This is a genomic window from Larkinella sp., from assembly GCF_965227735.1.
Classification (GTDB): Bacteria; Bacteroidota; Bacteroidia; order Cytophagales; family Spirosomataceae; genus Larkinella.
Map to the genome: position 1 here is coordinate 7005067 of NZ_OZ245776.1, position 15358 is coordinate 7020424.

General features: G+C 50.7%; 11 protein-coding genes. All 11 read left to right on the plus strand.

Translation table 11 applies throughout. The features are described 5' to 3' along the window. The first annotated feature begins 80 nt into the window (after positions 1-80). The 11 genes from ACO064_RS27585 to ACO064_RS27635 all read left to right on the plus strand — a co-directional run bounded on the left by ACO064_RS27585 (position 81) and on the right by ACO064_RS27635 (position 15091). Positions 81-815, plus strand: coding sequence for a 3-keto-disaccharide hydrolase (locus ACO064_RS27585; RefSeq protein ID WP_421830415.1), 735 nt, complete (start codon positions 81-83; stop codon positions 813-815). After that, positions 812-2182 (plus strand): Gfo/Idh/MocA family protein, encoded by a 1371-nt coding sequence (locus ACO064_RS27590; RefSeq protein WP_421830416.1) that lies wholly within the window; start codon positions 812-814, stop codon positions 2180-2182. Before ACO064_RS27585 ends, ACO064_RS27590 begins: the two co-directional genes overlap by 4 nt. 18 nt (positions 2183-2200) lie before the next feature. Next, a complete protein-coding gene (locus tag ACO064_RS27595) occupies positions 2201-3106 on the plus strand; it encodes a sugar phosphate isomerase/epimerase family protein (RefSeq protein ID WP_421830417.1) in 906 nt (301 codons plus the stop codon). A 51-nt stretch (positions 3107-3157) separates the two neighbouring features. Beyond that, positions 3158-3949, plus strand: a complete 792-nt coding sequence (locus ACO064_RS27600) for a phytanoyl-CoA dioxygenase family protein (RefSeq protein ID WP_421830418.1) — start codon at positions 3158-3160, stop codon at positions 3947-3949. Positions 3950-4069: 120 nt separating this feature from the next. Continuing rightward, complete coding sequence (locus tag ACO064_RS27605; RefSeq protein WP_421830419.1) at positions 4070-4873, plus strand: sugar phosphate isomerase/epimerase family protein; 804 nt, start codon at positions 4070-4072, stop codon at positions 4871-4873. Positions 4874-5175: 302 nt separating this feature from the next. After that, positions 5176-6381, plus strand: coding sequence for a hypothetical protein (locus ACO064_RS27610; RefSeq protein ID WP_421830420.1), 1206 nt, complete (start codon positions 5176-5178; stop codon positions 6379-6381). A gap of 289 nt (positions 6382-6670) precedes the next feature. Continuing rightward, positions 6671-9721 (plus strand): amidohydrolase family protein, encoded by a 3051-nt coding sequence (locus ACO064_RS27615; RefSeq protein ID WP_421830421.1) that lies wholly within the window; start codon positions 6671-6673, stop codon positions 9719-9721. 139 nt (positions 9722-9860) lie between these two features. Next, on the plus strand, positions 9861-11165 hold the full coding sequence (locus ACO064_RS27620; protein WP_421830422.1) for an amidohydrolase family protein: 1305 nt from the start codon (positions 9861-9863) through the stop codon (positions 11163-11165). Positions 11166-11451: 286 nt separating this feature from the next. Next, positions 11452-11670, plus strand: a complete 219-nt coding sequence (locus tag ACO064_RS27625) for a DUF4287 domain-containing protein (protein WP_421830423.1) — start codon at positions 11452-11454, stop codon at positions 11668-11670. After that, on the plus strand, positions 11667-12731 hold the full coding sequence (locus tag ACO064_RS27630) for a serine hydrolase domain-containing protein (protein ID WP_421830424.1): 1065 nt from the start codon (positions 11667-11669) through the stop codon (positions 12729-12731). The genes ACO064_RS27625 and ACO064_RS27630 overlap by 4 nt, the downstream gene beginning before the upstream one ends. Positions 12732-13612: 881 nt before the next feature. Next, positions 13613-15091: a hypothetical protein gene (locus ACO064_RS27635; RefSeq protein WP_421830425.1), complete on the plus strand. Its 1479-nt coding sequence runs from the start codon at positions 13613-13615 to the stop codon at positions 15089-15091. Positions 15092-15358 lie beyond the last annotated feature (267 nt).

The following is a 15358-nucleotide window of genomic DNA, read 5'->3' on the forward strand; positions in this document are numbered from 1 at the left end:
AGGATAAGATGCAAATTTTGTGATAGTATTTGCAAATGGGCTGTCAAAAAAATGAAATAAATTAGCAGAATTTTGCTGCTATGAATGGAATCACCCTGAAACTCATGATGGTTGGGATCGGCCTGTCGTCGCTGACCCTCGCGCAACCAGCCAACACCCTCAGCCCGGCCGAAAAGAAAGCGGGCTGGCAACTGCTCTTCGACGGCAAAACCACCACCGGCTGGCGGGGTGCCTACGCCGACCGGTTTCCCGCCAAAGGCTGGGTCGTGAAAGACGGTGAGTTGCGCGGGGAACTCCAGGCTGGGGCCGAATCCGGCGACGCCGGGGACATTGTTACCCTGAAAAAATACCGCCACTTCGAACTGGTTTTCGAATGGAAACTGGGCAAAGGCGGCAACAGCGGGGTGAAGTATTTCATCGAGGAACGACTGCCCAAACCCGCCATCGGCTCGCAGGCGGGATACGAATACCAGCTCATCGACGACGCCGACTATATTTATAACGGCAAAAAGCTGCCCCAGGACCTCAAAACCGCATCCATCTACGATGTGGTGGCCGCTACCAAACCGGACGTGAAAATGGACGTCTGGCACCAGTCGCGTATTGTCGTCAACAACAACCAGATCGAACACTGGCTCGATGGCGTGAAAGTGCTGACCACCAACCGGACCACCGATGCCTTCCGGCAGGGAGTGGCCGACAGCAAGTTTAACAGCTATACGGGTTTTGCCGACATTCCGGAAGGCCACATTCTGCTCCAGGATCACGGCCACAGTGTCGCGTTTCGGACCATCAAAATCAAACCCTTGCCATGAACCGACGTCATTTTCTGAAAAATAGTGCCGTTGCGGCCAGTGCCGTGTCAGCGGTAGGGATTCCTACGATCGTACCGGCTTCGGTGTTCGGCAAAAACGCCCCTTCCAACCGCATTGCCGTTGGCCTGCTCGGAACCGGTCGCCAGGGCTACGGACAGAATCTTCAGGGTTCCGACCTCAAAACCATCGGAGCGCGGATTCCGGGTCTGCTCGATGTGTCCGACACGCAGGTGGTGGCGGTTTGCGACGTGGATAGCTGGCGGATGGGCAAAGCCAAAACGGCCGTTGAAAGCCACTACGCCCAAAAAACCGCCAGCGGAACCTACAAAGGCTGTTCGACCCACCGTGATTTTCGGGAGATTATTGCCCGCAAGGACATTGACGCGGTGATGATTTCGACGCCCGACTACTGGCACGTTCCGATGGGGATTCTGGCGGCCCAGGCCAAAAAACACATCAGTTGCGAAAAACCGCTCAGCATGAGTGTGCATCAGGGCCGCTCGCTGGTCGATGCGCTGAAAAAATATGGCGTCGTGAACCGAACCGATAGCGAGTTTCGCTCGGTGCGTCCCCAGAATCAGGCGGTTGAACTGGTTCGGAACGGGCGCATCGGCAAGCTCCAGAAAATCGAAATCTCGTTTCCGTCGGACCCCGACCCCGTTCCGGCGCAGGCCGATATGCCCGTTCCGAAAGAACTGGATTATGAGCTATGGCTGGGACCGATGCCCTTTGTACCGTATACCGAAATGCGGGTTCACTCGCCCTCTGATCTTCAGAAACGGCCGAACTGGATGCGCGTCGACACCTACGCACAGGGCATGATTGCCAACTGGGGGGCGCATTATTTCGATGTGGCGCAATGGGCCAACAACAGCGAATATTCGGGGCCGGTGGAAGTGGAGGGGAAGGGTGAATTTCCGAAAAGCCTCTGGAATTCGATGATCAATTTCAAGGTCACCTACCGCTATGCCAACGGTGTTGAAATGACCAGTGTGCAAAGTCCAACGAGTAAACCGAGCATCAAATACATCGGGTCAGAAGGCTGGATTCTGGTCGATAATTATCCGGGTGTCATTAGCAGCAGTAATCCATCATTGTTGACATCGAAGCCGACCGGGAGTGAACTGGATTTGTCGAAAACGCTCTGGGACAAGGTGGATTTTGTGGAGGCCGTCAAAACCGGTCGCAAAACACTGGAACCGATTGAAGTGGGCCACCGCACGATTTCGATTTCGCAGATTGGCCTGATTGCCTGTCAGATCGGCGAAAAACTGACCTGGAATCCGGAGAAAGAACTGTTTGTCGGGAACAATGCCGCCAATGCACTGCTGGCGGCTCCGCTGGCGCGGAAAGAGTGGGCGATGTAAATTCATCAGGAGGAACTTATGAAAAAACTAGCATTCTTTTTCGCTGCGGTATTGCTGAGCGGTTTCGGACTGGCGCAGAAGGGTTCGAAAATTCAGAACCATTTCTTTGTGCTGCACAACGCCATCCGGGGCGATTCGACCTACAAAACCTTCGATCAGCAGGTGGCTTTTATCAAAAGTCTGGGCTACGACGGGGTTGAAATCAACCTCCTGGATTCGTTCGAAGGCATGAAAGCCGCGCTGGACAAACACCAGTTTACCGGCTCGTATTTTTACATCAAAATCAACCTCGATTCGCCGACGCTTGACCCGCGCATCGAACCGTATATCCGGGCTTTGAAAGGCTCCAAAACCGTGCTGGCTCCGTTTATTGTCAGTGACAGCAAGCGGTTTACGTCGCCCTCCGGTACGGCAGATTCCATCGTGGTCAGTCAACTGCGGCAAATGGGTGAGTGGGCCAAAGCCGCTAATTTACAGGTAGCGGTTTATCCGCACGTAAGCTTTTACGTCGAGAAAATCGACCATGCGCTGCGGCTGGTTCAGCAGATTGACCGGCCCAACGTCGGGCTGACGTTCAACCTCTGTCACTGGCTGGCCACGACGCCCAAGGCAGAACGGGGCGACTGGAAAGGCTTGTTGACGACTCTGAAACCGTACCTGAAAATGATGACCATCAGTGGAGCGAACGATGTGGATGCCGCCGGCATGGACAACGGGCCGACAGGCATCTGGAATCAGTACATTCTGCCGCTGGGAACGGGTAGTTTCGACACCTACGAACTGGTTCGGTTTGCGGTTCAGGACTTGAAATTTCGCGGGCCGATCGGGGTGCAGTGTTACGCCATGAAAGGCGACAAACCGACCAACCTGCGGAATACGATGGCGGCCTGGCAGCAGTTTCAATCCCGTCTGGCAAAACGCTGAAACCTTTAGTCTTTTCTCTCTTGTCTCATCTCTATCATCACCCATACACCCATGCCCTTTACCAGCGAACATCTCCAGACTTACCAGCGCGACGGCTACGTGATCGTGCGAAACCTTTTTTCCAAGGCCGAAGTGGAACGGCTGTACAGCCTGGCCGTGGGCGACACGGTATTGAGTACCAAAACATACGACCGCGTCGATGCCTCGGGGATGAAAACCAAGCTGGCGTTGTGGTATGCCCTGGACGAGAGTTTATACAGCAAGTTTGCCCGGTCGGCGCGGATTGTGGCGGGTGTGGAGCAGATTCTGGGGGGGCGGGCGGCCCATTACCACTCCAAACTGATGCAGAAAGAACCGCGAACCGGCGGAGCGTGGGAGTGGCATCAGGACTACGGCTATTGGTATAAAAACAACGGGTTTCTGTTTCCCGACATGCTCTCCGTGCTGACGGCGTTGACCCCTGCGACGAAAGAAAACGGCTGTTTACAGATGATCAAAGGCTCGCACAAAATGGGCCGCGTCGAACACGGTTTTTCGGGGGAACAGGTGGGGGCCGACATGGAAAAAGTAAATGAAGCCCTGAAAATCATGCCGCTGGAATACCTGGAAATGGAGCCCGGCGACACGGCGTTTTTCCACTGCAACACGCTGCACGCATCGGCGGCCAATTTGTCCGACAAACCCCGCTGGTCGATCATCACGGCGTATAATCTGGCGAGTAACAAACCGTATAAGGACGTTCACGAAAGCAGCTACACGCCTATCGATTCTTTCGACGGCGATCTGCTGGCCGAAACCGAAGCCGGTATTTCAGAAACGGCGGATTTTTTGATAAAAAGATAAACTAGGTACATTTGCTTTCGCCCCTAAATCCCCTAAAGGGGACTTGGACGCTGAATTTGCCGAATTAAAAAGTCCCCTTTAGGGGATTTAGGGGCGAAAGTCGTTACTCTCACTAAAAAAATGACCCTCCAATTTTTTGCCCCCGCCTGGGGAAATACGCTGCCCTTCGACCAGTTTTGCCGGAACGTGAAAGCGGCTGGATACGACGGGGTTGAAATGGCGCTGCCGTTCGAAACCGGCGAGAAAAACGCCATTCTGGATAGTCTGGCGAAACACGGTTTGGCCTTGATTGGGCAGTACTGGCAATCGTTTGAAACCGATCTGGACGAGCATGCGGCCAGTTACGAAAAATACCTGCGTCACCTGATCGACGCTCGCCCGTTGTTCATCAATTGCCAGACCGGGAAAGACTTTTTTACCTTCGAGCAGAACCGACGGCTTTTTGAACTAGCCGACCGGATTACGGCGGAAACCGGTGTTCGGATCACGCACGAAACGCACCGGGGAAAAGCCCTGTTTGCCGCTCATATCACCCGGGATTACCTCGAAAAACTGCCGGACATCCGGCTGGCCCTCGACATTTCCCATTGGTGCAACGTCCACGAATCGCTGCTCGAAAACCAGGGCGACGCCGTTAAACTCGCCATTGGGCATACCGACCACATTCACAGCCGGGTGGGGCATCCCGAAGGGCCGCAGGTCAACGACCCCCGCGCCCCGGAATGGGCCGACGTGCTGCAGGCGCACCTGAACTGGTGGGATCAGGTCGTGGCCATACACCGTGAAGCCCAAACGCCCTTGACCGTAACCACCGAGTTCGGCCCCGCGCCGTATTTGCCCACGCTGCCGCATACGCAAATGCCGGTTGTGAACCAGTGGGAAGTCAATGTGTTCATGATGAATTTGTTGAAAGAGCGGTATTGAACAGCGCGTTTTTGCCCCGTTAGGGGCCCAACAGCGTAGCGTCGGTAGCAAATGGGAGTGTTTTGACAGTTTGTGTGCCGTGAGGTACACAACGGTTCGCAATGGTCGCGTACCTCACGGCACGCGGGGATGGCGATTCACATTTTCCTTCTACCGACGCTGCGCTGTTGAACCCCTGACGGGGCTTTTATTCAAAAACCGCAATGGCTTGACGGCAATCAAAAACCGTTTGCCGGAAACACCGGGCTGGTGGCTTTTCGCCGTTTTATACCTACATTTACAGCCCATTATGCGACGTCTGAATGCAGGTAATTGAGGTTGGCCAAAACACGACATACCAGAAGGAATTTATCCGGTTTCCGGTGCGCCTGTATCGCAACGATCCCAACTGGATCCGGCCACTGGACACGGATGTCGAAGAGGTTTTTGATCCGGCCCGCAACAAGCGGTTCGAAAACGGTGAATGTGTTCGGTATCTGTTACTGAACGACCAGCAGGAAACCATCGGGCGGGTTGCGGCCTTCGTAGACCGGGACATTGCGAATCTCGATAACGATCAACCGACAGGCGGACTGGGTTTCTTCGAGTGCATCGACGACCGGGAGGCCGCGTTTTTACTCTTCGACACGGCCCGGAGCTGGCTCCAGAACCGGGGGATGGAAGCAATGGACGGCCCCATTAACTTCGGCGATCGCGACCGCTGGTGGGGTTTGCTGGTCGATGGCTTCGACCGGGAGCCGAATTATTGCATGCCTTACACCAAGCCGTATTACATTGCTTTCTTCGAGGAATACGGTTTTCAGGATTACTTCAAGCAGTTTACGTTCGGGATTCCCACCACCTGGTCCAAGCTGACCGGGATGTCGCAGGCCGTGAAAGACCGTGCCCGGCGCATTTATGAAAACCCCGACTACAGCTTTCGGACGATCGACAAGCGGCAACTGCCCGCAGCGGCCGAGCAGTTCCGGCACATCTACAACGCGGCCTGGGGTGGCCACAGTGGCGTAAAGGAAATGACGGCGGCTCAGGCCCAGGTGCTGATGCAGAAACTAAAACCGGTCATCGACGAGAACATCATTTACTTTGCTTACTATGGCGATGAGCCCGTCGCCTTTTTCGTTTGCCTGCCCGAACTCAACCAGGTGTTCAAGCACGTCAACGGCAAGCTAGACCTAATTGGTAAGCTAAAGTTTTTGTGGCACATGATCCGGAAAACCAACCGGAAAGCGTTCGGGGTCGTGTTTGGCGTGGCGCCCGCCCACCAGGGCAAAGGACTCGAAGCGGCCATCGCCCTCCGAATGCCCCACGAAGCCGATCACAATCCGGCTTTTCAATATACCGAACTGGAAATGAACTGGGTAGGCGATTTTAACCCCATCATGGTACGGTTTGTCAGCCAGTTAGGATCGACCATTGTCAAAACCCATGTGACGTACCGTTACCTCTTCGACCGAACCAAACCGTTTAAACGGTGCCCGGTGATAGGTAAGAAAAAAGAAAAAAGCTGAGGGAGAAGTAACCTTGGCATATTGCCCCTAAATCCCCTAAAGGGGACTTGGACGCCAACCCTACGGGTGCCAAAAGTCCCCTTTAGGGGATTTAGGGGCGATTTTTTAAAATCCGGTTTTGTCCCTAAAACTTCCTGTTTTCATCATAAGTCGTTTATTTTCCGTGTAAAAAAATTGATTATGCAAGGAAATTGCCGGGATTTAGTTCATTTTGATAGGTCGATGACGTTACTCCTTTCGTAGATTTGTAACATTGACATCCTTTCTCATCACCTAACTAATTCCCTACATGAGGAAAATTTTCCTGACCGGTATGCTGACCTGGGGTCTTGCCCAGATCGGCTGGTCGCAGGTTACCTTTCCCCGGAATGGCGTCTATGACGAGCGACCGGGATTGTATGCCTTCACCAACGCGACACTGATTGTCGATCCCCAAACGACCCTTGAAGGGGCCACCTTACTCATCCGCAACGGACGCATCGAAGCCGTTGGAAAAACCGTCAGCATTCCGGCGGGAACCGTAGTGGCCGATTTGAAAGGGAGACGCATTTATCCGGCCCTGGTCGACATCGACTCGGATTACGGGATGCCCGAACTCCGGCGAACCCCGCCAGCCGGTGGCCGGGGTGTTCCACAATACGACTCCAACAAAAAAGGAGCTTTCAACTGGAACCAGGCCATTCAGCCCGAAACCGACGCCGGAACGATTTTCAAAGCCAATGTTGCCCAGGCCAACGAACTCCGGAAACTGGGCTTCGGGGCGGTGGTGACGCACCCGCACGATGGCATTGCCCGGGGTAATTCGGTGCTGGTCACGCTCGCCGATGACCGCGAAAACAACGTCGTGATCCGCGACCGGGTTTCGGGCCATTATTCGTTCAGCAAAGGCACCTCGACCCAAACCTACCCGAACTCGCCGATGGGCGCGGTGGCGCTGTTGCGGCAAACGTATTACGACGCCGACTGGTACAAAAAAGCCGGCAAAACGACCGAATCCAACCTGTCGCTCGATGCCTTCAACCAGTTGCAAACCATCCCCTCTGTTTTTGAAGTACCCGACAAACTGGGTGTTCTGCGGGCTGATAAAATTGGCGAAGAGTTTGGAATTCAATATATTATCAAAAGTGCCGGGGACGAATACCAGCGGATTGACGAGGTGAAAGCCACGGGGGCCTCGCTGATTGTTCCACTAAACTTTCCGCAGGCCTACGACGTGGAGGACGTCTGGGATGCCGACAACGTGACGCTGGCCGAACTGAAACATTGGGAAATGGCCCCGGCCAATCCGGCGATGCTGGCGAAAGCCAGTGTTCCGTTTGCGCTGACGACGGCCAACCTCAGGAACAAAACCGACTTCTGGGCCAACCTCCGCAAAGCCATCGAATACGGCCTGACCGAGCAACAGGCACTGGCGGCACTGACGACTACCCCCGCCCAACTCCTGAAAATTGACAATGAAGTCGGCAGCCTGAAACCGGGTTTGCTGGCGAATTTTATCATCACCTCCGACAACCTGTTCAGCGCCGATAACGTCGTGCTGGAAAACTGGATTCGGGGAAAACAATACGTCTATACCGATAAAAATGCGGCTGATCTGCGCGGAACCTACAACCTGACCATCGGCGACCGCAGCAACCTGAAACTGAACATTACCGGAAAACCGGGGAAACCGGAGTATGCCGTGATGGCCGATACGGTGAAAATAACGCCGAAAGTAGCCTTGACGAACGACCTGATTTCGCTCCAACTTCAACTCGACAAGAAGCAACCGGGAACCACCCGCCTGACTGGCTACCGCGAGGGTACGACGCTGAAAGGCGAAGGCGAAATGCCGGACGGAAAAACCGTCAAATGGACAGCGGTTTTGGCGCAACCGTTCTCTTCAACGGCCATTGCCAAAGCTGATACCGCGAAGAAAACCGCCCCGCAGTTCGGGAAATTGCTGTATCCGTTTATTGGCATGGGAAATCTTGAAAAACCCAAAGCGCAGACCCTGCTGATCCGGAATGCGACGGTCTGGACCAACGAGAAAGACGGCGTGCTGCCGAGTGCCGACGTGCTGGTGCAGAACGGTAAAATCGCGCAGGTGGGCAAAAGTCTGGCAGCACCGGCGGGCGCGCAGGTGATCGACGGAACGGGCAAACACCTGACTACCGGCATCATCGACGAACACTCGCACATTGCGCTCTACTCCATCAACGAAGGCGGACAGACGAGTTCGGCGGAGGTGCGGATGAGCGACGTCATCAACTCCGAAGACATCAACATTTACCGCCAACTAGCCGGGGGCGTCACGACCTCGCAACTGCTCCACGGTTCGGCCAACTCCATCGGCGGGCAGTCGGCGATTGTGAAACTGAAATGGGGCGAAGCTCCGCAGGAAATGCTGGTGAAAGGAGCCGACGGTTTTATCAAATTTGCCCTCGGCGAAAACGTCAAACAGGCCAACTGGGGCGATGGTGTTCGGATCCGGTTTCCGCAAACCCGGATGGGGGTGGAGCAGGTCTATTTCGATCATTTCACCCGCGCCCGCGAGTATGACAGTGCCTGGAAAGCGTATAACGCAATGAACGCCAAGGAGAAAGCCAAAGCCGTGCCGCCCCGCCGGGATGTGGAACTGGATGCGCTGGCCGAAATCCTGAACAAAAAGCGGTTTATCACCTGCCACAGCTACGTGCAATCGGAAATTAACATGCTGATGAAAGTGGCGGATTCGCTGGGCTTCAAAGTCAACACGTTTACGCACATTCTGGAAGGCTACAAAGTGGCCGATAAGATGGCGAAACATGGCGTCGGCGGCTCGACCTTTGCCGACTGGTGGGCGTATAAAATGGAGGTGAAAGATGCCATTCCGTATAATGCCGCCCTGATGGCGCGGGCGGGGGTGCTGGTTTCGATCAACTCGGATGATGCCGAAATGGCGCGTCGATTGAATCAGGAAGCCGCCAAAGCGGTGGAATACGGCGCGATGTCGGAGGAAGATGCCTGGAAAATGGTGACCCTCAATCCGGCGAAACTCCTGCACCTCGACAGCAAGCTGGGCAGCATCCGGGCCGGTAAAGACGCCGACCTCGTGCTCTGGAATAACAATCCGCTGGCGATTTATGCCCGGCCCGAAAAAACCATCATCGACGGCACGGTGTATTTCGACCTGCAGGAAGAAGACCGCAAACGCGACGACCTGCAGAAAGAACGCGCCCGGCTGATTCAGAAGATGTTATCGGCCAAAACCGGTGGTGCCTCAACCCAGCGGCCCACCTTCCGCCGTCAGCGGATGTGGCATTGCGAAGACGTGGAAGGCGTCATGGCGGAAGGGGAGGAACGGGAAGCAGAAAAATAATTGTCCCAAATCCCCTGCATTTGCCCCTAAATCCCCTAAAGGGGACTTGGACGCAGCATCTTCCGGATGCGAAAAGTCCCCTTTAGGGGATTTAGGGGCAAATGCAGGAGGACTGGGTAAAAGACAAACGATAAGACACATGAAACAACTAACACTCTCCATACTTCTCCTGGCATCCCTCAGCGGGTTTGCCCAGAACCCGGCTCCGGCGGGGCCGCAGACGCGGGCCATTGCCCTGACGGGCGCGACGATTCACGTCGGCAACGGGCAGGTGATCAACAACGGCGTGATCCTGTTCGACAAGGGAATCATTACGGCCGTCGGCGACGGCAACACGCCCACCAACGGCGCGGAAGTGATCAATGTGGCCGGAAAACACGTCTATCCGAGCATCATTTCGCCCGCTTCGACGGTGGGGTTGCAGGAAATCAGCGCGGTTCGGGCCACGGTCGATTTTCAGGAAACCGGCTACATCAACCCGAACATCCGGTCGTTGATTGCCTACAACACCGATTCGGAGGTTATTCCAACCATCCGGAACAACGGCCTGCTGCTGACGCAGGTGATGCCGATGGGCGGGGTCATTTCGGGGAGTTCGTCGGTGGTGCAGTCCGACGCCTGGAACTGGGAAGATGCCGTGCTGAAAGCCGACGACGGTATCTGGCTGACCTGGCCGGGGTATTTTGCCCGCAGCTTCGATTTCGAGGATTTTTCGGTCAGTCTGAAAAAGAACGAACAGCGGCAGGAAAGCATCAACGCCCTGAAGGCGACGTTTTCCGATGCGGTGGCCTATGCTGCCCTGAAAAATCCGGCTCCGAAAAACCTCAAATTTGAGTCGATGAAGGGCTTGTTCGACGGCACGAAAAACCTGTACATCCGGGCCGATTACGGCAAAGACATCATCGAAGCCATCAAATTTGCCAAGCAGATGGGCATTCGGAAACCGGTGATTGTGGGTGGAGAAGACGCCGGTCGGGTGATCGATTTTCTGAAAGAGAACAACGTCGCCGTGATTCTGGGGCCGATGCACCGCCTGCCCAACCTCCAGGACGAGGACGTGTATCTGCCGTATAAACTGCCGGGAATGCTCCAGAAAGCCGGTATCTCGGTGAGTCTGAGCTACGACGGAGCCTACTGGCGGACGCGAAACCTGCCGTTTCAGGCCGGAACAGCCGCCGGTTTCGGGGGCATCGACAAAGAGGACGCGCTGAAAATGATTACGTCTACGACCGCCAAAATCATGGGCATCGACAACGTGGTGGGCACGCTCGAAAAGGGCAAACACGCGACGCTGGTGGTCTCGAAAGGTGATTTGCTGGACATGCGCACCAACGTCATCGAGCACGCGTATATCCAGGGCCGTCACATCAATCTGGACGACAAACACAAGCGGTTGTACCACATGTACCGCGAGAAGTATGGACAGCCGGATTTAGGGAAATGAATTTGATTTTGCTTATCATTGGGAGCCCGAGGGATTGGGCTCCCTTTTTAGTATCAGAAAGTTTACCTAATAAATGACCGAAGGAAGTCAGCAATCTCAGCGATTGCTTCTGGCATTTTAGGCGTTTCAACCGTTTATGATCCTAAATAGGACTAATTCATTACCCTTTCGCTTTTGCCCCTAAATCCCCTAAAGGGGACTTGGACGCAGCTTGATCCGGATGCTAAAAGTCCCCTTTAGGGGATTTAGGGGCAAAAAGTAAAGGCCCTACTAAACATAAATCAGTATGTCTTTTCAAGCCTACATCGACAACATTAAAGTCAAAACCGGAAAAACACCAGCGGACTTTAAAAAATTAGCGGAAGAAAAAGAATTTATCATTGACGGAATACTTAATCCAAAAGTAAAAGCGACAGAAATAACCAACTGGCTGAAAGAGGATTTTGCATTGGGCCACGGCCACGCCATGGCCATTTATGCGACTTTCAAAGGAAAAACGGAATGAAACGGTTCGCAATACTGGTTATATTCCTATTCTTTTGCGCTTCTGGAACGGCCCAGAAAAGGCCTGCCAGCCTCCTGGACAGCATTGCGATTGCAGGGAACAATAGCACCTATCCCAACCTGGAAGGCGTTACCATAACCCAACATGGCAAACTTGTTTTTGAAACCTATCTTCATGGGTTACGGAAGGGCAGTCTGCACGATACGCGTTCTGCTTTGAAGTCCGTGACGGCGCTCTTGATTGGCATTGCGATCGACAAAGGGCTTATTAAAAATGTACATCAAAAAGTATATCCTTTTTTCCCGGCGTATAAGCCCTACAGAAACTGGACTAGTTTAAAAGACAGCATGACCATTGAGCATTTGCTGGAAATGAAATCCGGTTTTGACTGCGAAGAATGGGATGGAAGCAAAGATTGTGAAGACGACATGGAGAATACGCAGGACTGGATAAAATTTTGTCTGGATTTGCCCTTAAAAAATAAACCGGGGACGAAGTGGGATTATACGTCGATCAATGCCATGCTATTGGGTGGCATCCTTGCGCATGCTTCCCATAAGTCGGTTTCGGAGTTTGCCGATCAGTATCTCTTCAAACCGTTGGGAATTACCCAGTACCGGTGGACAAAAGATCCGCTCGGTCATGAAACGACGGCGGGTTCTTTTTACATCTCTCCGGGCGATATGAATAAAATTGGGCAGGTGGTTTTAAATGATGGTGTTTATAATGGGAAACGAATTGTTTCCGGGCAATGGGTTAAAACAATGACGGCTGGACGTACAAAAATTGAAGACTTTTCAAACGTGCGGATTTCCAGAAATAAAACCGCTATTCCGCAACCTACGCATTATGGCTATGCGTGGTATACGGAAGAAATAAAGACGGACCAATGGAAGCACACGGTCGTTTTTGCTTCCGGGAATGGCGGCCAGTACATCATGGTGATAAGGGATCTGAATTTGGTGGTAACCTTTACGGGTAATAGCTACAATTCTGCCAAATCAAAACTGACTTTTGATATCCTGATCAACTACATTTTACCCCATTTTTCCCGGAAATAGTACGGTTGGCAGCAAACGGTTTTGCGAAAGTTGGGAGACATAAGAGCAAGGCGTGTTAGCCTGCCAGTTTTCAAACGGCTTATCGAATTGTAGGGCCGGTGAAAAACCTAAAATGAACACAAACTGCAAGATTATTGACCCCAGAGGGGTCGAATGTTAGTAGCAAACCGGTGTGCTGAGCCCTCTAGGCGTGCCGGAGGTACGCGACCACGCTGTCAATGGTTGCGTACCTATCGGCACGCCAGGAGTGCTCATGAATACCCATTTGCTATTAACATTACGTGCCGCTGGCACTTAAACAACTGGTAGGAAAGGCAATAATCTCATCGTTCGCGTTAAAATTGTAGCTGACGAAGAAGTTACGAATGGTCTTTGGTATCAACAAGGTGGTGGGCGCAATCGAAAAAGGTAAATGCGCGATGTTGGTGGTGTCGAAAGGCGATTTGTTGGACGTAATGCACGCGTTTGTTTAGGGCTGTAACATTAATCTGGATGATAAGCACAAGTGGTTGTATCACATATACCGCGAGAAGTTTGAACAGCCGGATTTAGGGAAATAATTTTGTTTTTCCTTATTATTGAGAGCCTGAGGGATCGGGCTCCTTTTTTGTTGGGAGGTTGCATTGTGTATTATTGGTATCCGATTGGCGAAGGTTTATCCAAGTAAATGCTTGAGAGGATATGATTTTTATTGGATTGGTGGCTCTTGATTTATAAAGAACTAATCCTGTATTGACATTAATATACAAAACCTCCGTCTGTTTATGAGTTGGCCGTAATCAAGTAACACTGCAAAGAAGATAGTCAATGTATTATAATGCACTGACTATCTTTTTCAAAAAAAAGCCATATTAATCAAATACCAAAATTTACTCAAAGAGATGTCAGATATTTTAGAATTGACAAAAATTATTAAAGAACTCTGCGCCGATTATTCATTGCTTCTAGAAACTCCAAGTGAGGGGAATTTTAAAATATTTACTGACCATGCTTCTGGTATTACATTATTTCTAAAAATTCAGGGTCCAACTGACTTCTCATTTTATTTCTTACAAAGAACTTACGATATTGTCTATCATGGCGACAGGTCTGATGTACATGTGATTATAAGCTTAATGTTTTCAAGTTTCTTAAGGTCAATGGATTCAGGCATATCAAGCTCACAATTTGACATTGCGCATCCCATTGTAGACGATGAAATTTGGGGTAGGTATATAATGCCTATTCAAGGTTCTGTTCTATTGGGAATTTCAAGCTGGGAAAAGATAAAAGAAGCTGTTTTTAAAATTATACCACTATTAGCTGTTTGGAGAGAAGTTTTTTGGAAATTTGCAGGTTGTCCATGTGAGGAATGTCTTAAAAAAGACAATATTAACAACTATAGAGAATATGAAGTTCCAAATGAAATATTAGCAACAATAAATATGGTATTTAAGAAGCATTCTAATTTCAATTCGGGGAATAGGCAAAGACCCAATTGGAGTTATTATTATGACATTAATAATGAAGTTACAATTATAAAATCTGAAATGCTTTGCTTTTACCTTGAATCAATTTTAAAATTTACGAATCGTAAATATGAAACAATTGAAGGGATTAATGGGGTTTTAATTTTGGATGGGGAACTAACCAATTTTATTAAAAAGAAACATGTAAAAGAAATTGAAAAGGTACTGGCTAATTTAATGAAAAGTAAAATGAAGCATAAATTCAGTGTAATTCCATTGGAAAATATGGTTATAGCTGTGAAAAATCCTTATATTATTGCTTTAGGTAGACTTTGTGGCATAGAAGAATACAAGATAGAGCGAGAACACTTAAGAAATAGACATAATAAAGAGTCACAACTTTTATTTCCTGTCTCCTTATTTGAATGGAATGAAATTGTTTGTCCAGATGAGTTCGAAGCTTTAGTAAAAAGTTTACTAGAAAGAGAACCAAACGTAAAGTTTGTTCGAAAGCCGGCACCAATAAATCAAGGTGACAAAGGAAGGGATTTATTGATTGAATGGTACATTCTGGATTCCCAAAGTATTTCAAAAACTACACCACCATCATCATTGGTAAGAATAGTTGGGCAATGCAAAGCCAGTAATAAAACGATTGGGAAAAATAAGGTCTTAGATATCAGAGATACGGTAGAGACTCACAATGCATCTGGATATTTTTTAGCTGTAAGCGCTCAAATTTCTGGACCTCTGACAGAGAAGTTAGAAGATTTAAAGTCAAAGGGGATATGGACACATTGGTGGAATCGTGATGACATTGAAAAGCGACTTTCCAAGAATCAAGATTTAATTCCATATTTCCCAAAAGTTTTGAAAGCTAAAAATAAAGTGAAATTTGTGGACAAAGGTTAGAAATGTTCTGTCAGCCTACTGCAAACAAAAGCTTTGTTAGTCTATTCACCCGTGTAGGCCAACATCATCGAATGCGCGTTTTTTAGCAGCTAAAGATGGAAGTTGACAGTCACGAAATGGCAGATGCAGCCCCTGTTTTTGACTAAAAAAACGTTATTACAAAAGTAAAACTATTAATTGCCCTTCCTTGATGAGCGCGATACCACAACCAAAAAAAGAATCCGCCCCAACTATTCAGCCCCAACTCATTCCCTCAAAATCAAAAAA